The organism is Sulfitobacter sp. W002, from assembly GCF_025142135.1.
Classification (GTDB): Bacteria; Pseudomonadota; Alphaproteobacteria; order Rhodobacterales; family Rhodobacteraceae; genus Sulfitobacter; species Sulfitobacter profundi.
Genome location: NZ_CP081126.1, coordinates 3,160,680 through 3,182,439 on the forward strand (window position 1 = coordinate 3,160,680; position 21,760 = coordinate 3,182,439).

Annotated in this window: 27 protein-coding genes; 10 read left to right on the forward strand and 17 right to left on the reverse strand. The window is 62.2% G+C overall.

Features of this window, described 5'->3' with window-relative positions:
- A complete protein-coding gene (locus K3758_RS15670) occupies positions 1-1,230 on the forward strand; it encodes an AMP-binding protein (RefSeq protein ID WP_259946453.1) in 1,230 nt (409 codons plus the stop codon).
- Complete coding sequence (locus tag K3758_RS15675; RefSeq protein WP_259946454.1) at positions 1,227-2,333, forward strand: thiolase family protein; 1,107 nt, start codon at positions 1,227-1,229, stop codon at positions 2,331-2,333. The genes K3758_RS15670 and K3758_RS15675 overlap by 4 nt, the downstream gene beginning before the upstream one ends.
- 36 nt (positions 2,334-2,369) lie before the next feature.
- On the opposite strand, the gene K3758_RS15680 is transcribed toward K3758_RS15675, so the two are convergent.
- From K3758_RS15680 to K3758_RS15695, 4 genes are all read right to left on the reverse strand, one after another.
- Complete coding sequence (locus tag K3758_RS15680; RefSeq protein ID WP_259946455.1) at positions 2,370-2,915, reverse strand: biotin transporter BioY; 546 nt, start codon at positions 2,913-2,915, stop codon at positions 2,370-2,372.
- Between the two features lie 62 nt (positions 2,916-2,977).
- Entirely contained in the window at positions 2,978-3,574 is a 597-nt protein-coding gene (locus tag K3758_RS15685; RefSeq protein ID WP_259946457.1) for an energy-coupling factor transporter transmembrane component T, read from the reverse strand.
- Entirely contained in the window at positions 3,549-4,283 is a 735-nt protein-coding gene (locus tag K3758_RS15690) for an energy-coupling factor ABC transporter ATP-binding protein (protein ID WP_259946458.1), read from the reverse strand. Before K3758_RS15690 ends, K3758_RS15685 begins: the two co-directional genes overlap by 26 nt.
- An 82-nt stretch (positions 4,284-4,365) precedes the next feature.
- Positions 4,366-5,058, reverse strand: coding sequence for a COQ9 family protein (locus K3758_RS15695; RefSeq protein ID WP_259946459.1), 693 nt, complete (start codon positions 5,056-5,058; stop codon positions 4,366-4,368).
- A 110-nt stretch (positions 5,059-5,168) separates the two neighbouring features.
- On the opposite strand from K3758_RS15695, the gene rpsU reads away from it, so the two are divergent.
- Positions 5,169-5,375, forward strand: coding sequence for a 30S ribosomal protein S21 (gene rpsU / locus K3758_RS15700; protein ID WP_007118112.1), 207 nt, complete (start codon positions 5,169-5,171; stop codon positions 5,373-5,375).
- A gap of 283 nt (positions 5,376-5,658) precedes the next feature.
- Here the strand turns inward: rpsU and K3758_RS15705 are convergent, their stop codons facing one another.
- Positions 5,659-6,117 carry an Lrp/AsnC family transcriptional regulator gene (locus K3758_RS15705; RefSeq protein WP_120351940.1) on the reverse strand — a complete coding sequence of 153 codons (459 nt, stop codon included), beginning with the start codon at positions 6,115-6,117 and terminating at the stop codon, positions 5,659-5,661.
- A gap of 138 nt (positions 6,118-6,255) precedes the next feature.
- On the opposite strand from K3758_RS15705, the gene ald reads away from it, so the two are divergent.
- Complete coding sequence (gene ald, locus K3758_RS15710) at positions 6,256-7,374, forward strand: alanine dehydrogenase (RefSeq protein WP_259946460.1); 1,119 nt, start codon at positions 6,256-6,258, stop codon at positions 7,372-7,374.
- 64 nt (positions 7,375-7,438) lie between these two features.
- Here ald and mscL read toward each other — a convergent pair whose 3' ends face one another.
- Both mscL and K3758_RS15720 read right to left on the reverse strand, forming a co-directional pair.
- Positions 7,439-7,870, reverse strand: a complete 432-nt coding sequence (mscL, locus tag K3758_RS15715; RefSeq protein ID WP_259946461.1) for a large conductance mechanosensitive channel protein MscL — start codon at positions 7,868-7,870, stop codon at positions 7,439-7,441.
- Positions 7,871-7,993: 123 nt separating this feature from the next.
- Positions 7,994-8,968, reverse strand: a complete 975-nt coding sequence (locus K3758_RS15720) for a histidine kinase dimerization/phosphoacceptor domain -containing protein (RefSeq protein ID WP_311201537.1) — start codon at positions 8,966-8,968, stop codon at positions 7,994-7,996.
- Between K3758_RS15720 and K3758_RS15725 the strand changes: the two genes are divergently transcribed.
- The gene (locus tag K3758_RS15725; RefSeq protein WP_259946462.1) at positions 8,867-9,082 is read left to right on the forward strand and encodes a hypothetical protein; all 216 of its coding nucleotides are present in this window, start codon (positions 8,867-8,869) and stop codon (positions 9,080-9,082) included. The two genes, K3758_RS15720 and K3758_RS15725, sit on opposite strands and share 102 nt — an antisense overlap.
- A gap of 220 nt (positions 9,083-9,302) precedes the next feature.
- On the opposite strand, the gene K3758_RS15730 is transcribed toward K3758_RS15725, so the two are convergent.
- Both K3758_RS15730 and pheT read right to left on the reverse strand, forming a co-directional pair.
- The gene (locus K3758_RS15730) at positions 9,303-9,746 is read right to left on the reverse strand and encodes a YtoQ family protein (protein WP_120351942.1); all 444 of its coding nucleotides are present in this window, start codon (positions 9,744-9,746) and stop codon (positions 9,303-9,305) included.
- 15 nt (positions 9,747-9,761) lie between these two features.
- Positions 9,762-12,158: a phenylalanine--tRNA ligase subunit beta gene (gene pheT / locus K3758_RS15735; RefSeq protein WP_259946463.1), complete on the reverse strand. Its 2,397-nt coding sequence runs from the start codon at positions 12,156-12,158 to the stop codon at positions 9,762-9,764.
- 158 nt (positions 12,159-12,316) lie between these two features.
- Here pheT and K3758_RS15740 point away from each other — a divergent pair, with 158 nt between their 5' ends.
- Positions 12,317-12,820, forward strand: a complete 504-nt coding sequence (locus K3758_RS15740; RefSeq protein WP_259946464.1) for a hypothetical protein — start codon at positions 12,317-12,319, stop codon at positions 12,818-12,820.
- Positions 12,821-12,832: 12 nt separating this feature from the next.
- Here the strand turns inward: K3758_RS15740 and pheS are convergent, their stop codons facing one another.
- Positions 12,833-13,906 (reverse strand): phenylalanine--tRNA ligase subunit alpha, encoded by a 1,074-nt coding sequence (gene pheS / locus K3758_RS15745; RefSeq protein ID WP_259946465.1) that lies wholly within the window; start codon positions 13,904-13,906, stop codon positions 12,833-12,835.
- A gap of 173 nt (positions 13,907-14,079) precedes the next feature.
- Between pheS and K3758_RS15750 the strand changes: the two genes are divergently transcribed.
- On the forward strand, positions 14,080-14,754 hold the full coding sequence (locus tag K3758_RS15750; RefSeq protein ID WP_243261616.1) for a type 1 glutamine amidotransferase domain-containing protein: 675 nt from the start codon (positions 14,080-14,082) through the stop codon (positions 14,752-14,754).
- Positions 14,755-14,844: 90 nt separating this feature from the next.
- Complete coding sequence (locus K3758_RS15755; RefSeq protein ID WP_259946470.1) at positions 14,845-15,057, forward strand: hypothetical protein; 213 nt, start codon at positions 14,845-14,847, stop codon at positions 15,055-15,057.
- On the opposite strand, the gene K3758_RS15760 is transcribed toward K3758_RS15755, so the two are convergent.
- From K3758_RS15760 to pyk, 6 genes are all read right to left on the reverse strand, one after another.
- Positions 15,046-16,242, reverse strand: coding sequence for a Hint domain-containing protein (locus K3758_RS15760; RefSeq protein WP_259946472.1), 1,197 nt, complete (start codon positions 16,240-16,242; stop codon positions 15,046-15,048). The two genes, K3758_RS15755 and K3758_RS15760, sit on opposite strands and share 12 nt — an antisense overlap.
- A gap of 223 nt (positions 16,243-16,465) precedes the next feature.
- Positions 16,466-17,509: an alpha/beta hydrolase gene (locus K3758_RS15765; RefSeq protein WP_259946473.1), complete on the reverse strand. Its 1,044-nt coding sequence runs from the start codon at positions 17,507-17,509 to the stop codon at positions 16,466-16,468.
- Positions 17,510-17,672: 163 nt separating this feature from the next.
- Positions 17,673-18,038 carry a 50S ribosomal protein L20 gene (rplT, locus tag K3758_RS15770; RefSeq protein WP_007118124.1) on the reverse strand — a complete coding sequence of 122 codons (366 nt, stop codon included), beginning with the start codon at positions 18,036-18,038 and terminating at the stop codon, positions 17,673-17,675.
- A gap of 15 nt (positions 18,039-18,053) precedes the next feature.
- On the reverse strand, positions 18,054-18,254 hold the full coding sequence (gene rpmI, locus K3758_RS15775; RefSeq protein WP_007118125.1) for a 50S ribosomal protein L35: 201 nt from the start codon (positions 18,252-18,254) through the stop codon (positions 18,054-18,056).
- 136 nt (positions 18,255-18,390) lie between these two features.
- A complete protein-coding gene (locus tag K3758_RS15780) occupies positions 18,391-18,615 on the reverse strand; it encodes a hypothetical protein (RefSeq protein ID WP_259946474.1) in 225 nt (74 codons plus the stop codon).
- 28 nt (positions 18,616-18,643) lie between these two features.
- Complete coding sequence (gene pyk / locus K3758_RS15785) at positions 18,644-20,089, reverse strand: pyruvate kinase (protein ID WP_259946475.1); 1,446 nt, start codon at positions 20,087-20,089, stop codon at positions 18,644-18,646.
- 152 nt (positions 20,090-20,241) lie between these two features.
- Between pyk and K3758_RS15790 the strand changes: the two genes are divergently transcribed.
- Positions 20,242-20,553 (forward strand): DUF1244 domain-containing protein, encoded by a 312-nt coding sequence (locus tag K3758_RS15790; RefSeq protein ID WP_132443798.1) that lies wholly within the window; start codon positions 20,242-20,244, stop codon positions 20,551-20,553.
- A gap of 197 nt (positions 20,554-20,750) precedes the next feature.
- Here the strand turns inward: K3758_RS15790 and K3758_RS15795 are convergent, their stop codons facing one another.
- Positions 20,751-21,209, reverse strand: a complete 459-nt coding sequence (locus K3758_RS15795; protein WP_259946477.1) for a MaoC family dehydratase — start codon at positions 21,207-21,209, stop codon at positions 20,751-20,753.
- Between the two features lie 106 nt (positions 21,210-21,315).
- Between K3758_RS15795 and K3758_RS15800 the strand changes: the two genes are divergently transcribed.
- Positions 21,316-21,759 (forward strand): DMT family transporter, encoded by a 444-nt coding sequence (locus tag K3758_RS15800; protein WP_259946479.1) that lies wholly within the window; start codon positions 21,316-21,318, stop codon positions 21,757-21,759.
- Position 21,760 lies beyond the last annotated feature (1 nt).

Here is a 21,760-nt window from a genome sequence, read left to right on the forward strand (position 1 = left end):
ATGCGCGCGCAAGGCAGTTTCAGATGGCATCAGGACGCGCGGCTTTTCGCGGGACAATCGGAAGTGCCTCGCGCGCCTGAAGGCCAGCGCAGCACCTTTCGCGCCCTACCCGCAACCCCGACCTTCGACACGCTGACGGCCCTTACCACAGCGATCAGCCAGCAGGCCCCCTTTTGCCTCAGCGACCGCCCCCTGCCCGATGACATCGCCTGCCCGCCCGGCGCGTTCCTCACCCTCACCGGGGGCGCGTCGGGCCAACCCAAGGCCGTGCGCCGCAGCCAAGCCTCTTGGATCGCTAGCTTTGACGTGAACGCCGATCGCTTTGCCCTAACCCACCGCGACAGCGTTGCCGTGTTGGGGCGGCTCAGCCACTCCCTGTCGCTCTATGCGGTATTGGAGGCGCTGCACCTTGGCCTCGACGCGCATGTTCTGGCCGATCAGCCCCCCCGCCAGCAGGCGGCGCAGATTGCCACGACGGGGGCGACGATCCTCTATGCCACGCCGACGCAATTGCGGCTGCTGGCCCGTGGGGCCGCCGCCCCGCTGCCTTCGCTGCGGCTGGTGCTTTGTGGCGGCGGCGCGCTTGATGCGGCAACGCGGGCGGCGACCGGGCGGCTTTGCCCCCATGCGGCGGTGCACGTGTTTTACGGCGCGGCAGAAACGAGCTTTATCACGCTGGCCGATGCCGCCACGCCCGAAGGATCGGTTGGCCGCCCTTATCCCGGCGTCGAGCTGCGGCTTTTGGATGCGGCGGGGCAACCCACCTCTGATGTGGGTGAAATCTGGGTGCGCAGCCCGTACCTTTTCGATGGCTACGCCTTAGGTCGCAGCACCGAGACCCGCAGGCAGGATGGTTTCGTGACCGTGGGTGAGATGGGCGCGCTGGATGACAAAGGCAACCTGTGGATCAGAGGGCGGCGGCAGCGCATGGTGCAGGTCGCCGATCAACTGGTGTTCCCCGAAGCGGTGGAGGCCGTGATCGCCGCGCATACCGGTCTGCCCTGTGCGGTGCTGCCCCGTGACGATGCGCTGCGGGGGCAACATCTGATTGCAGTTGTCGAAGGCACCGCAGAGGCGGCGCGCCCTGAGGAAATCATCGCCCAATGCCGCGCAGCGCTCGGCCCACTGGCCGCCCCCCGTCGCGTCTATTTCCGCGCCGAATTGCCGCTGCTGCCTTCGGGCAAGATTGACCTTCGCGCCCTCGCCGACGGGTTGGAGGGCCGAGCATGACCCGCGCCTACGTCGTTTCTGCCTGCCGCAGCCCGGTCGCCCCGCGCGGCGGCGCCTTGGCGCATCTGACTTTGCCCGACCTTGCCGCGCCGGTTCTTTCCGCCGCCCTTGCCCGCGCGGTGTTGGCCCCTGCGCAGGTCGACGAAGTGATCTGCAGCACTGCCCTCGGCCCCGGCGGCAACCCCGCGCGCAGCATCGCCTTGGCGGCGCGGCTGCCTGAACATGTCGCGGGCCTGAGCATCGACCGTCAGTGCGCGGGGGGCTTGGACGCGCTCGCGCTGGCGCGCCAGATGATCCTTGCAGGGGCTGCGGATATCGTCGTCGCGGGCGGGGCGGAAAGCTACTCGCGCCAACCGCTGCGCTACCGCACCTTCGCCGATGGCCGCCCGCCTGAGCCCTATACCCAAGCGCCCTTTACCCCATGGCCCGCGCGTGACCCCGACATGGCGCAAACCGCCGCAGCGCTTGCCCGGTCGCAGGGCATCACCCGCGAGGCGCAGGATGACTGGGCGGTGGAAAGCCACGCAAAGGCCCGCGCGCAGCGAGCGCCCAAGGCGGAACTCGTACCGCTCGCAAGTACCGAAGCCGATACATTCACCCGCCGCCTCACCCCCGCGCTTTGCCGCCGGGCCAAGGTGCTTTCCGGTGAGATCACCGCCGCCAATGCCGCCGTCGCCGCCGATGCCGCGGCCTTTTGCGTCGTAGTCTCGGACCGGGTGGCGGCTGAGCTCACCGGGCCAAAGATCGAACTTATCGCCACCACAACCAAGGGCAGCAAACCCGAAGAGCCGGGATTGGCCCCACTGGTGGCGATTGGCGAAGTCTTTCGCCAGACGGGATTAGCCGCCAGCGATCTGACCCTCGCCGAGATCATGGAGGCCTATGCCGTGCAGGCCATCGCCTGCGCCACCGGCGCGGGGGTCGCGCCGCAGATCGTCAACATCGGCGGGGGTGCCTTGGCACGCGGGCATCCGATTGGTGCATCGGGTGCGATCAACGCAGTGCGGCTCTGGCATGGATTGGTGGCGCGGGGGTCGGGCACCGGATTGGCGGCGATTGCCGCAGCCGGGGGTATCGGCTCTGCCGCGCTGATGCGGCTGTAGCGGCCCGCCCCCTTTTGGGGGAGCGGGCCAATCGTTTTAGCTGCGCGACAGCACGCTTGCGGGGCGCGCCTTGGCCAGACCAGAGGTGATGAAACCCGCCAGAACGGCTTTGATCAGGTCACCGGGGATGAAGGCTTGGACCAGCAGGGTCGCCTCAAGCAGCGTCTTGTTCAGCGTCATCATCATGCCGAAGATGCCAAAGGCATAGACCACAAGGATGCCGCCCAAGACGGCCGAAACCCCGGCGGCCAGACCCACAGGCGCTCTGCGCCACTGGTCCATGATAAAGCCAGTCACAAAGGCACCGATCGGGAAGCCAACGAGGAAACCCACGGTCGGCGAGGCAAAGACGCCCAGACCGCCACGGCCTCCGGCCAGAAGCGGCAGACCAAGCGCCACCAGTGCCACGAACAGCAGTGCGGCAAGACCACCGCGCCATGCGCCCAGCACCGTGCCACAGAGCATGACGCCCAGCGACTGCGCCGTGATCGGCACGCCAAAGCCGAGCGTGAATTTCGGGATCAGGCCCAATGCCGCAATCAGCGCGGCGAAGAGGGCGATCATTGTCAGATTGCGTTCCATTGAGAGGGTCCTTGAATTAAAGTTTCCAATGCCTAGGCCAGCCCTCTGCCCCGGTCAAGCAATCACAGCCCGCCACGCGCGCGCAGCGCCTCTGCCACATGTTCGGCGTCATCGATGGCCAGCACGGTAAAGGGCATCACGATCCGCCAGCCCGCCCGCCTGCGCGACCGCGCGCGCCACGCCAGCGATAGCATCTGCCCTTTGGCCGCCAGCACCGGCGTGAAACGCACCACCAGCGCCACGGCCAACTCCAGACTGCGGGTTCGGACCCCAAAGCGGCGCAGCGGCGTGGCAAGCCAACGCACCACCGCCATCATATCGCTGAGTTTCGTGGTCATGGTCACAAGATTGGCCAGCCCCACCGCCGTGACCATGCGCAGCACAATGACAAGGCCCGCCTCTGCATCGCTGGTCAGCACATGCCACAGCAGGATCAACGCCACAAAGGGCCAGAGCATCCGCAACCGCCCCAAGCCGCCCTTTAGAAAAGCCCGACCCGGCAGGGCGTAAAGCAGCAACATCCCGGCACAAAAGGCGATCTGCCAGACCAGATCCTCGACCCCGAATAGCAACAGAGTCGCCGCACAAAGCGCCCCCAGCTTGGCCCCCGCGGGCCAGCCATGGGCGCGGGTCTCAACCGGCGAGGTCAGAGAGATCATCGCTCGCCCCCAGTTCCTTCATCCGTGTCTCGAAGGCGCGCAGCACCGGACGCGCGCTGCCCTGTTGGGCGACCTCGCCACCCTCAAGCCAGAGGATGTGATCGTAGCCCGCCACCGCTGCCGGATCGTGGGTGATGTGCACCAGCGTCAGGTCGAGCCCGGCCAAGACCCGCTCAAGATGCAGGCGCGTCGGAATGTCGAGCCCGGCAAAGGGTTCGTCGAGCACCAGCACCCGTGGTTGCATCGCCAGAACCGCCATCAGGCAAACCAACTGCCGCTGCCCCTGTGAGAGCTGATGGATCGACGCCTGTGCCCAATGACGCTTGTCAAACTGACCAAGGATTGAGGCCACGCCCCGCGCCGCTTCGGCCTTGGATTGGCCCATTTGCAGCAGGCCAAAGGCGATTTCCTCTTCCACGGTGGGAAAGATGATCTGATGGTCGGGGTTTTGAAACAGGATGCCGACAGCGCCAATCGCCCGGCGGCGGTCGCGGGCCACGTCGATCCCGCCGATCCGCACCTGCCCCTCATCTGCGGCCACCAAGCCCGAAAGCACCCGCGCGAAAGAGGTCTTGCCCGACCCGTTGCGCCCCACAATGCCGATCCGCGAGGCATCTGACCTGAGGCTCACGTCGCGCAGCACCGGCGTGCCTGCGGGGGTGTAGCACACCTTTGCAATATCAATGAGCGGGAGCGTTTGGCTGGTCATTGGGGGCCTGTATAAAACCGGGTGCCCCGACCTACCACCTGCCGGGCGGGCGGGGAAGCCCGCAATTCGCCCGCAGGTTGCGTCAGCTCGGCGGCGTCCAGCGGCCGGGCAGATCAGGGTCCTGCTGCCCCCGTGGCGCTTTGATGTGGCTTAAAAGCCAGTTCGGCCCGGCCATCAGACGGCTGAGCGTCGGGCTTTCGCGCACTTGGGCTTTGATCTTCTCGATCTGCATCACGTCGTCGATCCGCCGGTCCAGGAAAGACCACGTCGCCTGATGCCCCTCGCTGGCATCCCCCAGCCAATAGAGCAGCGTGGCAGAATACACCCCCGACAGCGTGGCGCGTTTGCTGTACCAGTTCACATCATCCGACGTATCGCCAAGCGCGGTCCAGATTTTATCGCTGGTCTCCCAGATCAGGCTCGCCCCTTCGGGCGCGTGATGCGGCAGGGCGAAAAGCGTGCTGCCCCGTCGGATCGCCTCACGATCCCCGGCTTCCAGCCGCAGGCGCACGGCCTTGGCGATACGGTCCCTGAACCGCATCTGTGACAAATCGGCCTGCGCCAAACCCTCCAACATCTTCGCATCGCCGCGTCGGTGATAGGCCACGGCCAGATCGACCGCCCCTCGGGGGCAAACCGCGCGCGCCAGCGCCGGGTCTAGACCGCTGTCCTTGATCGCGGCATTGAATGTCGCGGGCGACCAGCCGTCAAACGGCACATGCATCAATGCGGCATCAAGCAGTTGGTCCTTTGGGTCGGCCTTGGGCGGTGTCATGGCGGGCTCCTATCGCGGCGTGATGGGGTGGACAAAGGAGATATAGGCTGTTATAGGCCCATTTCCTGCAATTCCTTGCAACTTTATCCTAGAAAGGTGGTGACAACCACATGCAGGTTAGTGTTCGCGACAACAACGTCGATCAGGCCCTTCGGGCTCTGAAGAAAAAGCTACAGCGCGAAGGCGTTTTCCGTGAAATGAAGCTCAAGCAACATTTCGAGAAACCGTCCGAGAAAAAAGCGCGCGAGAAAGCTGAAGCGATCCGTCGTGCCCGTAAACTGGCACGGAAAAAAGCGCAACGCGAAGGTATGATGTAAATCATTCCCGCGACACGCAACAGATATAGAACCCCCGGTGCCCTTGGCAGCGGGGGTTTTGTTTTGTGGGGGACTGGGTGCAGAGCCGGCCAGCGCCAGACCGCGGGGTGGTGCCCGGAACTTCAGCAATCGGGCAATTTATGGTGGCTGGGCTTAGGAAGCACCTCAGGACGGCACGAACCTCAGCAAAAACGCCAGCCCGTCCGGGCGGTCTGGCGCTGCCCGGCGGCCTCCGGCCTTGATTCCGGGCTGCTCCGCTTGGAACCTCCGCCGCACCGTCCAACTACACCGGCAGCGCCGTCGTTTTACACACTGTCCGCAACGCGAAACTCGACTGCATCTGAGCGACGCCGGGCAGCCGCGCCAAATGCTGGCGATGGATTCGGGCAAAATCCTCGGTGTTCTCCGCCACGATCTTCAACAGGTAATCCGCCGTTCCCGCCATCAGATGACATTCCAACACATCGGGAATGCGCGAGACCGACTTCTCAAAGGCTTCCAACACCTCTTCGGCCTGCGCCTGTAGGGTGATCTCAACAAACACCGTGGTCGGCATATCCAACTTGCGCGGGTCCAGCAGGGCGACATAATCGCGGATATAGCCCTCTTTCTCCAGCCGCTGCACACGGCGATGACAGGCCGAGGGCGACAGATGCACCACTTCCGACAATTCGGCATTGGACATCCGCCCGTTGCGCTGCAAAGCGCGCAGAACACGCCGATCAATCTCATCCAAGGCCATAAGCGCAATACTTTCGCGTAACAAAGCGTTCAGACGCGATTATATTCGAAGGATGAGTCCAATGGCGACCCCAAATTCGCAGCGATATGCACGGCGGCTGTGATAATCCTGTCCCACTACGGAGGAGGAGTGACCCCCATGAAAATCGGATGCCCGACAGAAATCAAACCGCAGGAATTCCGCGTCGGCCTGACGCCCAATGCCGCACAAGAAGCCATCGCCCACGGACATGAGGTCATCGTGCAGGCAGGGGCGGGCGTCGGCGCGGGTTTTGAAGATGCGGATTATACCGCCGCAGGTGCCACCATCATCGACACGGCCAAGGAAATCTTTGCCAGCGCCGATATGATCGTCAAGGTGAAGGAGCCACAGGCGGGCGAACGCAAAATGCTGCGCGAAGGGCAATTGCTCTTTACCTATCTGCACCTCGCGCCCGACCCGGATCAGACGCATGATCTGCTGGCCTCGGGCTGTACCGCGATTGCTTATGAAACCGTGACCGACCGGAATGGCGGGCTGCCCCTTCTGGCACCGATGTCCGAGGTTGCGGGGCGTCTGGCACCGCAGGTTGGCGCTTGGACGCTGCAAAAGGCCAATGGCGGACGCGGCGTGTTGATGGGCGGCGTGCCCGGTGTTGGCCCGGCCAAAGTTATGGTCATCGGCGGCGGCGTCGTCGGCACCCATGCGGCACGCATCGCCGCAGGCATGGGCGCGGATGTGACCGTGCTGGATCGTTCGCTGCCCCGGATGCGCTATCTCGATGACATCTATGGCGGCACCTTCAAAACCGCCTATGCCAGCGCGGGCAACACCATCGAATTGGCGCGCCAAGCCGATATGATCATCGGCGCGGTGCTGATCCCCGGTGCCGCAGCGCCCAAGCTGATCAGCCGCGCGCAGCTGTCCGAACTCAAACCCGGCGCAGCGCTGGTCGACGTGGCCATTGACCAAGGCGGCTGTTTTGAGACCTCCAAGGCCACCACGCACCAAGACCCGGTCTATGAGGTCGACGGCATCATGCACTACTGCGTGGCCAACATGCCGGGAGCCGTGGCCCGCACCTCGACCATTGCGCTTGGCAATGCCACCATGCCCTTCATGCTGGCACTGGCCGATAAGGGCTGGAAACAGGCCTGTGCGGATGACCCCCACCTCAAGGCTGGGCTCAATGTACATGCGGGGAAGCTGACCTATGCCGCCGTGGGAGAGGCGCTTGGGATCGACAGCATCACCGCAGATCAAGCCATCGCGGGCTAAACACCACCGGTGAGACACGAAAGGCCCGCCAATCTGGCGGGCCTTTCTCTTTCGATAACGGCGCTTAGCGCGTTTTCAAGGCATCCCGAATTTCCAACAATACATCAAGCTGCGACGGACCGGTCTTGACCTCCGGCGCCACCTCATCAGGCTTTTCCGCAGCCGATTTCACGCGGTTCACCATCTTCACCAAGACGAAGACGACGAAGGCGATGATGAAAAAGTTGATCACGGCCATCAGGAACGAGCCGTAAGCAAAGACCGAGGCGCCCGCCTCTCGGGCCTGCTCTAGCGACGCACTTGCGGGCACATCGCCCGATAGCACCGCGTAGTTGTTGGTGAAATCCACCCCGCCGGTGAAAAGCCCGACAATCGGGTTGATCAGGTCGGCCACCAGCGACGACACGATCGCCGTAAAAGCCGCGCCGATGATGATACCAACGGCCATGTCCATGACATTGCCCTTGGCGATGAAATCCTTGAATTCTTGAATCACAGTTCTGTCCCTATTCCACGTCGCGCCGATACCCTCGCCGTCATCCCCGATAGTGGGGACTGCGGCACATTGGGGTCAATAAAGTTTTCAAGTGAACCGCCCGTTTTGCGGGCTCGGGCAGGTCTATTCCCGAAAACAGACCCGTAAAAGCGCGCCCCCGGGGCTGAAATCGGTCGTCAGCCGCCCATTCAACTGCTCGGCTGCCGTGGCCATCAACATCCGCCCAAGGCCTGTGCTATCGGCGCCCGACACGGCACCGTCATGCCCGCGACCATTGTCCCGACACTCCAAAAGCCAGCTCTCGCCCCCCTCCTGCCGACGCAGAGAAATCCTGACCTCTCCTGCACGGTCCCCGGCAAAGGCGTGTTTGATCGAATTGGCCACGAACTCACTCACAATCATGCCAAGCGCCGAGGCTTGCACGGCCTGCAACTCGCCCGGCTCGGCCTCGCAAAAGATGGTGACGTGATCCGGCGCGCTGGCGGCGAGAAGTTTGTTCAACTGCTCGAGGTAGGAAGAGGTTTGCACCTTGCCTCTGCCGCCCTGCCCCATCAATTCGCTGTGCAGCGATGCCACCGCCCCGAAACGCCGCTCTACAAGGGCGAGCACATCTTTCGCGTCGGGGTCTTGCACCTTGCGCGTCGCCATCCGCAGCAGTGACGCGATGGTCTGGAACGAGTTTTTCACCCGGTGGTCCATCTCGGCGCGCAAGGCGGCCTCGATGCGGATTTTCTTGCGCAGTTCCAACTGCATCATCACGTGGCGCGACAGGGTTTGCAGCGCTTGGCGTTGGAAGTCGTTCAGGGTGCGCGGCTTGGTATCCAGCACGCAAAGCGTGCCGATCGGTTGGCCGTTCGGCGCGACAAGGTTCGCCCCGGCATAGAATTTCACCCGCGGGTCGCCCACATAGAGCGGGTTGTCCACGGTGCGCGAATCGGCCCCCATATCCGAGATCTCGGTATAACCCCCATCAAGGATCGCGTGAGAGCAGACCGATTGATCCAAGCCGGTCTCCTGCGGCTCGAACCCCACACGGGCCTTGAACCATTGGCGCTTTTCATCAACCAGACTGATCAGAGAGACGGGCGTTTCGCAGATCTTGGACGCAAGCTCGACGATATCGTCGAAATCCGCTTCGGCTTCGGTATCAAGAATATCATAGGAATAGAGCGTCTCAAGACGCGCATCCTGCTCTGCGGGCGTGTCGGCTAAAATGGACCTTTTCCTTCCAAAGTTAACCCGCCACGCAACTTTGGCGCGACAGCGGGGGTCGGATTTGGCCTGCCTTTCGGGGGGCAGATCAAGGCTGATGAACCTCCAGCTAGTGAAGGTTTAGCCCGCGAAGCAGCGGCGTCCACTACGCTGCCGAATCGATTCGCACTTAAGCCCTTGATAGATGTTAAATTTTAAAGCGGCTAGCCCTGCTGCCGCGTCACCCCGGCAGGGTACCGGTGAGCACATAGCGCAGAATCTCGACCACCTGAGCCGGTTCGGAGGCCACGGCCAGCGCCGCGGCATCGACTTCCTTTAGCGCATGGGCATGGTCGGGGCCGTGCAGGATGATCAGCGATTTGCCCAAAGCGGCGGCATAGCCCGCGTCGAAAGCCGCGTTCCACTGCTTGTATTGTTCGCCAAAGCGCACCACGACCACATCCGCTTCGGCGATCGCCTTGCGGGTGCGAATCGCGTTGATCTGCGCGCCCTTGCGGTCATGCCAGAACTTGTCGGCCTCTTCCCCAAGGATCGCCACGCCGCAATCGTCGCTGGCGGCGTGGTCGGTGACCGGCGCGGTGAAGGTCACCTCAAGGCTGCGTGCCCCTTCGATGATCTGTTCGCGCCAATCGGTGTGGATTTCACCGGAGAGATAGACTTTCATCGCTCGTCCTTTCGTTCAGCCGCGCAGCACGCCGCCCGTGGCTTTGGTCACTTTCTCGACAACCTTAGCACCGACGGCTTCGATGTCTGCATCCTTCAGCGTCTTGTCGCTGGGCTGCAACCGCACAGTGATCGCGAGTGATTTCTTGCCCTCGCCAAGGCTGCCGCCGATGAACTCGTCAAAAACGCGCACGTCTTCGATCAGGTTCTTGTCGGCCCCCTTAGCCGCATTCACCAGCGTCAGCGCCTCGACATCCGTATCGACGACAAAGGCAAAATCACGCTCGACCGCTTGCAGGTCACTGATCTGCAAGGCCGGGCGCGTGGCACCGGATTTGCGCGGCAGCGGCACTTCGGCGGGATAGATGGTGAAGGCCATCGCGGGGCCTTTGACGTCCATCGCGGCCAGCACGCGCGGGTGCACTTCGCCAAAGACGCCGAGCACCTTTTTCGGGCCAAGGCAGACCTTGCCGTGACGGCCCGGATGCCACCAATCCGCCGCGCCGCGCAGGACCTGCACCTTGGCGGGCGCACCGATGGCGGCAAGCACAGCTTCGGCATCGGCTTTGACGTCATAGACATCCACCGCCCGGGCCGCGCCATGCACGTCGCGCGGACCGGTCCGGCCCACCAGCAGGCCGCTGACCATGATCTGCTCTTCGCCCGGCTCACCGCCCGAGAACGCAGGGCCGACCTCAAACAGCGCCATATCGGCAAAGCCACGCGCCTGATTGCGCGCCGCGGCCTGCAACAGACCGGGCAGCAGATCGGGGCGCATGTGGCTCATGTCCGACGAGATCGGGTTTTCCAGTCGCGTCTCATCCGTGCCGCCGCCGAACAGCGCGGCAGAGGCTTGGTCGATGAAGCTGTAGGACACACATTCGTTGTAGCCGAGCGCCGCCGCCGTGCGCCGTGCTGTCACCACGCGGCGCTGCATGGGCGAGAGCACGGGGCGCGGCACGCCCGTTGTCAGACGCGGCAGCGGCTTGCCTTCGAGCTTGGTGAGCGACGCAATCCGCGCGACCTCCTCCACCAGATCGGCCTCGCCCTGCACGTCAGGACGCCAACTCGGCACCTGCGCCATGTCACCGTCGAGTTGGAAGCCAAGCGCGGTCAGCGTCTGGCGCTGATCGCTTTCGGGGATCGTCATACCGACCAGCGACTGAACCTTGGCCGCGTCCAGCTTGTAGGCGCGGCTGGTGTCAGGCACTTGGCCCGCGACCACAACCTCAGACGCCTCGCCGCCCGCGTGATCCAGGATCATCCGCGTGGCATGTTCGATACCATAGGGCGTCCATGCCGGGTCCACACCGCGCTCAAAACGGTAGCGCGCGTCCGAGTTGATCTTGAGCGCGCGGCCCGCATAGGCGATCTGCACCGGGTCCCAATAAGCGCTCTCAACAAAGACGTTCACCGTGTCTTCGGTCACGCCTGTGGCCTCGCCGCCCATGATGCCCGCGATGCTTTCCACGCCGCTGTCGTCGGAGATGACCATCTGGCCCGCTTGCAGGGTATAGGTCTTTTCATCCAGCGCCACGATCTCTTCGCCGCCCTTGGCGCGGTGGACGCGCAGGTTGCCTTTGACCTTATCCGCGTCAAAGACGTGCAGCGGGCGGTTGCGGTCGAAGGTGAAGAAGTTGGTCACGTCGACAAGGAAAGAGATCGGACGCAGCCCAATCGCGCGCAGGCAATCTTGCAGCCACGCGGGGCTTGGGCCGTTCTTCACGCCCTTGATCAGGCGGCCATAGAACACCGGGCAGCCGTCCAGCGTGTCATCGTCGATGCTGACATTGATCGGCGAGGCAAAGCGGCCCTCAACCGCATCGCAATCGCGCGGCTTCAGCTTGCCCAAACCCCGCGCCGCGAGGTCGCGCGCGATGCCGCGCACGCCGAGCGCATCGGGACGGTTGGGGGTGATGGCGATCTCGATCACCGGGTCGACCTTGGCGGGGTCATTCTCGGCCAACCAATCGATGAAACGGTCGCCGGGCTTGCCCGAGGGCAGCTCGATGATGCCGTCGTGCTCCTCGCTCAGCTCCATCTCGCGCTCGGAGGCCATCATGCCGAAGCTCTCGACGCCGCGGATTTTGCCGACGCCGATGGTCGTGTCGATGCCCGGCACATAGACGCCCGGCTTGGCCACCACGACGGTGATGCCAGCGCGGGCATTGGGCGCGCCGCAGATGATCTGCATGACGCCTTCGTCGGTTTCCACCTGACAGACGTTCAGCCGGTCGGCATCGGGGTGTTTCTCGGCCGATTGCACATAGCCGAGGGCAAAGTCGGCAAGCTTCGCCGCCGGGTTCTCGACGCCTTCGACTTCGAGGCCGAGGTCGGTGAGGGCATAGGTGATCTCATCAATCGACGCCGTGGTGTCGAGATGGTCCTTGAGCCAGGAGAGAGTGAATTTCATTCTAGGGCGCTCCTACGCAAATCTTGCATGGTCGGTAGCCGTAATTTCAGCAAGTTTCAACGCGCCATGCACTCATGCACCCGGCCAAAGCCACAGAACTTGCTTAAGTTGCTTAAGTTGCTTATAAGGAACTTAAGCAACTGCATTGGAGCTTAATTATGGATTACTTTGAGATCAAAATCGATTTAGACGTTTACAAAATGATAGAGAGTGAACGCATAAGCTTCGCTGAAACTCACAATGATATCATTCGAAGAAAGTATGGGACCCAAAAGACCGAAGTGGCCACCAGCATTCCAGACGAACAAGTGAAGGCCAGCCGAGTTACAGGGAGATACCCTTTCCTCTTTAATGGGATCATATTCGGCGAAGACTCTCTTAAGTCTGCTTACAAGAAGATACTGCTTCTACTTGACGCAGAGAACCCCAAGTTCCTTGACGAACTCTCTAAGCGTGAAACGAGGGGGAGAAGGATTGTGTCGCAGGATCCGAAGCGTCTCTTTATAAGGTCGCCCCACTTGACCCCCCAACATGGAGAAAAACTGAATGACGAGTATTGGTACGACACGAACCTCAGTAAGCCCCAAACAATAAGCAGAATAAAGATAGCATGCACCTGCGCCGGGGTAGATTTCGGCACACAGCTTAAGCTACGTTTTTAGCGCGGTACCATTTCACCTACTCAACCCACCATGTAAATTCGGCTGATCCAAGCTCGCGAACCCATAATGCCGCAGCCAGCGCAGGTCTGAATCAAAGAACGCCCGCAAATCCGGAATCCCGTATTTCAGCATCGCGATCCGGTCGATCCCCATGCCAAAGGCAAAGCCCTGCCATTCGTTCGGGTCGATCCCGCCCGCCTGCAACACCTTGGGGTGCACCATGCCGGAGCCCAGCACTTCCAACCAGCCGTCGCCCTCGCCGATGCGCAGCTGACCGTCGACCCAAGAACATTGGATGTCGACCTCGGCCGAAGGCTCGGTGAAGGGGAAGTGCGACGCGCGGAAGCGGGTCTTGATGCCGTCGATCTCGAAAAACGCGGCGAAAAACTCCTCAAGCGTCCACTTGAGGTTCGCCATCGAGATGTCCTTGTCGATCGCCAAACCTTCGACCTGATGGAACATCGGCGTGTGGGTCTGGTCATAGTCCGCGCGGTAGACACCGCCGGGGCAGATGATGCGCAGGGGCGCGCCTTCGGCCTCCATGGTGCGGATCTGGACAGGCGAGGTGTGGGTGCGCAGCACGTGGGGCGCGCGCTCGTCGCCCTCGGCACGGGCCATGTAAAACGTGTCCATCTCAGCCCGGGCGGGGTGGTGGCCGGGGATGTTCAGAGCGTCGAAGTTGTACCAATCGGTGTCGATGCGCGGGCCTTCGGCGACGGAGAAACCCATCTCGGCAAAGATCGCGGTCAGCTCTTCGGTGACTTGGCTGACCGGATGGATGCTGCCCTGACGCTGGTGCCGCGTGGGCAGGGTCACGTCGAGCCATTCGCTGCGCAGACGCTCGTCCAGCGCGGCATCGCCAAGTGCTGCCTTCTTGGCGGACAGCGCCGAGTTGATCTCATCCTTCAGCGCGTTCAGCGCGGGGCCAGCGACCTGCCGCTCTTCGGGGGTCATCTTGCCCAGCTCGCGCATTTTCAGGGCCACTTCGCCCTTTTTGCCCACGGCGGCCAGCCGGATGTCTTCCAGCGCGGATTCGTCGCCAGCATCGGCGATTTGGCTCAGGTACTTTTGCTTCAGATCGTCCATGACAGGCCCTTGGAATAATACCCCGTCCTGCTAGCCCTCTCGCCCCTCGAATGCAAGCCGTAGGGGTTGTAGCGGCATGGGGGAACCACCACCTCTGCCAAGCGTTAGGCCGCATCCCTCCGGCGCGCCCTCATGGCAGCGGCGCGCCCAAACTCCCCCGAAAGGAGAGACCTATGAAAATCCTGATGGTTCTGACATCGCATGACGAACTGGGCGACACCGGCAACAAAACCGGCTTCTGGCTCGAAGAATTCGCCGCGCCCTATTACGTCTTCAAAGACGCGGGCGCAGATGTGACCCTCGCCTCGCCCAAGGGCGGCCAGCCGCCGCTTGACCCCAACAGCGATAGCGAAGACGCGCAGACTGATGCCACACGCCGTTTCAAAGACGACGACGCGGCACAGAAAGCCCTCAGCTCAACCAAAGTGCTGGGCGATGTGGATGCGGAGGGTTTCGACGCGATCTTCTACCCCGGCGGCCATGGCCCGCTGTGGGATCTGGCCAATGACGCCGACAGCAAGCGCCTGATCGAGACCTTCTGGGCCTCCGACCGCCCCGTGGGTGCCGTCTGCCACGCGCCTGCGGTGTTCAAAGATACCCAAGCCGACGGCAAGCCGCTGGTCTCGGGCAAGCGCGTCACCGGCTTTACCAACACCGAGGAAGAGGGCGTTGGCCTCACCGACGTTGTGCCCTTCTTGGTCGAAGACATGCTGAAGAAGAACGGCGGCGAGTATAGCAAAGGCGATGATTGGGCGTCTTACGTGCTGGTCGACGGCAAGCTGGTGACCGGCCAGAACCCTGCCTCTTCCGAAGAGGCGGCGAAAGAAATGCTGGCACTGTTGAAGTAACGGCATGAGGGGGCGCAGCCGCGCCCCTTCCCCGCCCGGAGGAACCGCCGGTGGTCGCGGCGTGTTTTACCTCTGAAAGGAGCCTCCGACATGGCAGATTATGACCGCAGCACCGGCGCCCCATGGAGCGCCGCAGACCTTGAGCAGCTTCGCATTCTGGCGGCAGAGGGCACAGCGCCCTCCGTGATCGCCGTACAACTGGACCGCAGCGAAGAGGCGATCGCCCATCGGGCCGCGCAGGACGGCATCAGCCTGCCCCCCGCCAGCCTGAACCCCTATGACCCCGACACGTTAGACCGATAGCAGCGCGCGCCCGTTCTTCTTGTGCTTTTCGATCAGCCGTTTTTGCAACTCCCCGGGTGGGATCGGATGCGCGGTTGCGCCGAAACCGACGCCTGCGACCAAGGTGGGAAAGAGTGTGGCAAATTCTTCGCGCTGCGCATGACTTAGGACGCCGATCGTCTCGGCGTTCAGCAGGAAGCTCTCGCTCGGCGCGCCCTCGGCATAGACGACCTCGTGCCGTTTAAAGATCAGGTGGAAATATTCCACCTGCGCCACACTATCGTGGACATGCACCCCCGGCAGTTCGGTCAGCCGAATGGCGGCGACGAGCACGGCCATGGCCCCGCAAACCCGCTTCACGATGCCCGAGCGCGCAACCATGCGGTGCTGCCGCGAGACCATGAGATCGCGCTTGGGCAGACCCGCGCCCAATGCCCCAGCGGTGATCCGAATGGGGTAAAGTTTCGGGTTCTTCGCCAGTTCCGACACCCCAACAGAGCGGCGCAATGCGGCGACAAGCTCTTGATAGCCACTGCTTTGGGTCAGCACGCGCACGCCGGGGGCCAAGGTTTCGACCGGCAGATCGCCCAGGTCGGTTGTGATCAAGGTGCCGCGCGTGAAACAGGCCACACCGGTCGAGACGAGATCCCCCTCTTCGCGCATCGTGTCGATGTCGGACTTCCAATCCAGACTTCCCACAAGCCCCCCCTCCGGCAGAGCGGAGAAATCAACGGTCATAGTGGTGAAAAGATCCCCCACAGGCGGACTGCCCGCCAGATTGACGATGCCAGCGTAGGTCACCTCAAGATCACCGGCCAAATCCCGCGAGTCTGCGTTCACCCGGAAGGGAAACCCCTCTAGCGACGTGGGGGTAGAGCCGCCATTCGGATCGTCATCCGGAGCTGTGGTGGTATCGAAAACCGAACTGGCGGGCTGGAGGTCGATCTCCATAGTGGCCAGAGGTTTGGTCGTTTCCAGATGGTGCCAGTCATAGCCAAAGGACATCTGCGTATCCTCGCCAACCGCCGCGCCATTCGTATAGGGGTCTGTCGCGTGCCAAGTCAGCGTCTCGGTCGTGCCATCCGCATAGGTCAGCGTGATCCGCGCCCCATCCAGATCGACACCGCGCGAACTGGTATCGTCGCGAATGCCGTGGACCGTTTCATGGGGATCTTCGTCCAACCTGTTGATTACAATCCCGGGCATAAACGTCCCCACCTTTTTCAAATAACCTGCCGACCAACAGCATAAATTGCCACGCCACCCGCGAAGGATCTCTGCACAATGGCCTATCGTTAAGCCACATTGTCCATAAGGTGGGGTAGGAGCATGGCCATGGCGAGGGTTTATTAAGGCAACATTAAGCAGCTACCTGATACGCAAAAAGCCCCACCAAAGAGGCGGGGCTTTCGCTTGGCCTTGAGGTGATTTACTTCGAAAAGTGGTTTTTCAAAAAGCCAGACACCTGCTCAATCACCGCTTCGGGCGCGGGGGTGCCCGCAATGGGGTTGAGCATGGCAAAGTCGTGGATCGAGAAATCATAGCGCGTGCCCTCGGTCTCCACGCCCGCTTTGACCAGCTTGGCCGCATAGGCTTCCCCTTCGTCGCGCAACACATCGTTTGCGCCTGTAATCACGAGCGAAGGCGGCAGATCGGCCAACGCTTCGGTGTCATAGTTCAACGGAGAGATCATCGGATCCATCGGATCGGCGTCCTCAGGCAGATAGGCGTTCCAGAACCACTCCATCGAGGCTTTGGTCAACCACGGGCCATCAGCGAATTCCTCGTAAGAGCCGCTGGTCAGATCAGCGGTGGTAACCGGGTAAATCATCGCCAGCGCGTCGAGGTCCGGGCCGCCCTGCTCTTTGGCCATCTGCGCCACGACAGCGACCATCTGGCCACCGACAGAATCGCCCGCCAAAGCCAGTTGGTTGGCATCAATGCCGAACTCAGCGGCATTCTCTGCAACATGTTTTAGCACTGCGAAATCCTGCTCAAGCTGCACGGGGTGCTTCTGCTCGGGCGCCGGGGCGTAGTCGACAAAGACATAAGCCGCGCCTGTCTGGTTCGCCAGTTCGCGGATCATGCGCTCATGGGTCGTGAAATTGCCCAGGATCCAGCCGCCACCGTGGAAGTAAAGCACGCCCGGCAATGCCTCATCACCGGCATCCGCGGGCTTTACCACGACCACATCCGTCTGTCCGGTGGGGCCAATTTCCAGTGTCATTTTCTCGACCGAGGCATCGGGCATCTCGACATCTGCCTTGGTCTGCGTGTCGATCAAGACCTGCCGCGCCTCTTCCGGCGATAGCTCATTGATGGGGGTCGAGCCTTCAAGGCTGTCGATAAACTCCTGCGTCTGCGCCTGCAGCACAACTTTGTCTTTGTCGGCATGTGCCTCGGCAAAGGCGGTCGCGGGAACCAGCGCGCCAATCGCGGCACCGGTCAACAGTTGGCGTAGGGAAAGTGTCATTGAATGTCTTCCTTCCTGAATGTGTCCTGCTGGCACAACAGATGGCTCTTGGGGCAGTTCAATGACATTTTCTTGAGGATCCCCTTCGGTCCTTCTGCGTCTGCCCAAACGCAAAAAGCCCCGCCGTGGGGCGGGGCTTTCTAAAACTCAATGCAAGGTCAGCTTAGGCTGCCAGTGCGTCCTGCGCCTGTTTGACGATCGCGCCAAAGGCTTCGGGCTCATGCACGGCCAGATCGGCCAGAACCTTACGGTCCACTTCGATACCGGCCAGCGACAGACCGTTAATGAAGCGGCTGTATGTCAGCGCTTCGTCATGGCTGCGCACGGCGGCGTTGATCCGCTGGATCCACAGAGCGCGGAAGTTGCGCTTGCGGTTCTTGCGGTCACGGGTTGCATATTGGTTGGCCTTGTCGACCGCCTGTGTGGCGACCTTGAAGACGTTCTTGCGCCGACCATAATAGCCTTTTGCGGCTTTGATGATCTTCTTGTGACGCGCGTGGGTGACTGTACCACCTTTAACTCGGGACATCTCGGTACTCCTATATCAGCGGGCGTAGGGCATGAAGCCCTTGATGATCTTTGCATCGGGCTCGGACAGTGTTGTCGTGCCGCGTGCGTTACGGATGAACTTGTTGGTCCGCTTGATCATACCGTGCTGTTTGCCAGCTTGGCTGCCGATGACCTTACCAGTCGCCGAGACCTTAAAGCGCTTTTTGGCGCTCGATTTCGTCTTCATCTTGGGCATTTCCGTCTCCGTCTTTTGAGTTCGGTATAAACACGACTCGGCATGCCACTTGAGGCCGGTCGTGCAGGCTAAGATGCGCCGTATAGGCGCGCTCGGGTGCGGATGCAAGAGGTTTTGAGCAGCGCTGTGGACGCGCTTAAGGCAACAGGTCCGCCGCCACGGAAACGAAGACATCCGGCAGCGTCTCGAAGGAATAGCGCCCTGGATTTTTCTGCAGCGCAAAGACGACCAGCCCGGCAGCAATCAAGATCGTGATGGCCGAGGCGCGCGGCGACCGACGGTCGGTCACCGCGGAGAGTATCGAAGGGATCGACAGCACCGCCAGAACGATGCCAACCACCAGTGCCAAGTCAGAGTTCACACGCAACATCCCCCTAGTTGAGGAAAGGCTACTCCGGATCGGAGGCGTAAATCAAACGTTCGTCACAGGGCGCCACGCGCAGAATATTGGTGCTGCCCGGCACGTTGAAAGGCACACCGGCGGTCACCACGATATGATCCTCCGGCCCGGCGTAGCCCTCTGACAATGCTGCCCGCGCGGCGCTGAGGACGGCCAGTTTGAACCGGTCATGCCCATCGGTGATGATGCAATTCGTGCCCCAGCTGAGCGCCAGACGGCGCGCGGTATTGACCAATGGCGACAGCGCGATGATCGGCACGCGGGGGCGTTCGCGCGCGGTCAGCAGCGCTGTGGTGCCCGATTGGGTGAAACAGCAGATCGCCTTGATGTCCGTCGTCTCAGCAATCTCACGCGCGGCGGCGACGATTCCGTCGGCCACGGTGGTACGGTCCGCCGTACGCGAAGATTCGATGATCTGCGTATAGGTCGGATCGGCTTCGACCTCTTGGGCGACGTTATCCATCGTCGCCACGGCCTCCAGCGGGTAATCCCCGGCGGCTGATTCCGCACTCAGCATCACCGCATCCGCGCCTTCGTAGATCGCCGTGGCCACGTCCGACACTTCGGCGCGGGTCGGCATCGGGCTTTCGATCATCGATTCGAGCATCTGAGTCGCCACGATCACCGGCTTGGCAGCCGCCCGGCATTTGCGCACCAGACGCTTTTGGATCGGCGGCACGTTCTGCACGGGCAGCTCCACGCCCAGATCCCCGCGCGCCACCATGATGCCATCGCTGACCTCCAAGATGGCCTCGAACCGCTCCACGGCGGAAGGCTTTTCGATCTTCGACAGGATCGCCGCCCGGCCTTTGACCAGATCACGTGCCTCGGTCACATCTTCGGGCCGCTGGACAAAGCTGAGGGCGAGCCAATCAACACCCAACTCGCAGACGAATTCTAGATCAGCCCGGTCCTTCTCGGACAGGGCGGCCAAGGGCAGCAGCACGTCGGGCACGTTCACGCCCTTGCGGTTCGAGATCACACCGCCCGTCACGACTTCGCAATCGGCAAAATCAGGACCGCAGTCGCGCACCTTCAGACGGATTTTACCGTCATTGACCAACAGGCTCGCGCCCGGCTCAAGGGCTGCGAAAATTTCGGGATGGGGCAGGCAAACACGGGCCGCATCGCCCGGCGCCTCATCAAGATCAAGCCGGAAGGATGCCCCTTCTTCCAAGGTCGGCCCGTCGCCCTCGAAAACGCCCACGCGCAGCTTCGGCCCCTGAAGGTCAGCCAAAATGCCGATCGCGCCGCCGGTCTCTTTTTCGATCTCGCGGATGATACGGTGCTTTTCGCGGATCTCTTCATGGCTGCCGTGGCTCATGTTGAGCCGGAAAACATCTGCACCGGCGTTGTGCAATGCCGCGATCACCTCTCGGGTTTCGGAGGCCGGCCCGAGTGTGGCCACGATCTTTACATTGCGCAAACGTCTCATATCTGTTCCTTCGTGTCCTATGTCCCCAAAGCGAATGTTAACGATAACATCGCCTATCCGGTGGCCTAGCGCCCCCATGAGTGCCTGTCAAAGGTTTCATCAGAATGACGGTCCCTCGCGGTGCCGTCCAGTGATATGAGAAGGAAGCTGTCATGCCCAGCCAACAAGAGATCGAACTGCAAGCCGCCGCCTTTCGCCGGTTGCAGAAACACCTGATGGAAGACCGGACCGATGTGCAGAACATCGACATGATGAACCTCGCCGGATTTTGCCGCAACTGCCTGTCGCGCTGGTATCAAGAGGCCGCCAACGAGCGCGGCATCGACATGGGCAAGGACGAGGCGCGCGAGCTTTTCTACGGGATGACCATGGACGCATGGAAAGCCAACTATCAGACCGAAGCGAAAGACAGCCAGAAAGAGGCGTTCAAGACGGCATTTGAAGAGAACGTCGGCAAAGGCTAACAGCCCGTCGAGCTGAAACAATGCACCGTCAAACGACAGCATTGACCATGATCGCGCAACACTCACTACCTGCGCGGCGTGAGTGAAACCGCCAATGGGGCGGGCATTAGGGGCTTTCTTTTCGGTGCCCCCATGCCTGCCCTTTTACTTCGCCCGCATCGCTGAGCGTTCGCCCCCTCCGCCCCGAAGGGGGCCGCTCAAAACATGTAGAGCACCAGCCAATCGGCCTTCAGCGCCGGGCGCTCTGCCCCCTCAATCTCAACCGTCGCGGCAAAGCGGGTCATCAGATTGCCGCGCCCCCGCGTCTGTGCCTCTGCCAGGGCAAACCGCCCCCGGATCCGCTTGCCGGAATGCACAGGCGCGATGAAACGCACGCTATCGAACCCGTAGTTGATCGACGCCTTTGCCCCCGTCATCACCGGCAGCGCGCCATAGGCCATGCCCGACATCATCGACAGCGTCAGCATTCCATGCGCCACGGTGCCGCCGAAATCCGTTTCCGCCGCGCGCACTGGATCAACATGGATGAACTGGTGATCTTCGGTCACATCGGCAAAGGCGTCGATCCGCGCCTGATCCATCATGAACCATGGTGAGACGCCCAATTCGCGCCCCACGGCGGCTTTCATCTCTGCCCGGTCAATCTCGTTGCGCATTGCGGCCTCCTCTTTGCACCAGTCTAGCCGCGCGGCCCGTGGCTGCGAAAGCCCTTGCGTCCGACGGGACATTTCTCATGCTGGGGCCAAGCAGAGCGGAGCCGTCATGAACACCCCCATCCTTGCCCTTATCGTCGTGGCCATCGCCGGGGCCGCCGTGGCCTTGCAAACGCCGATCAATGCCGCCTTGGGCCGTAACATCGGCAGCGGGGTCGCTGCGGCGGCGGTGTCCTTTGGCGTGGGTTTCGCAATCCTACTGGGGGTCTTGCTACTGCGGGGCGAGTTGGGCGCCCTGCCCCGCGCGGCTTCGGCTTCGCCGGTCTTGCTGCTGGGTGGTGTGCTGGGGGCGTTCTACGTCTGGTCGGTGCTTTGGGCGATCCCGACGCTGGGCGCGCTGACGGTGATCTCAGCCCTGATCCTCGGCCAGCTAAGCGCGGCGCTGGTCATCGATGCGACGGGGCTTTTGGGCCTGACGGTGCAGGCCATCACCCCCACCCGCATTGCCGCCGCCGCGCTGGTGGCGGCGGGGCTGGTTTTATCGCGGTTCTGAG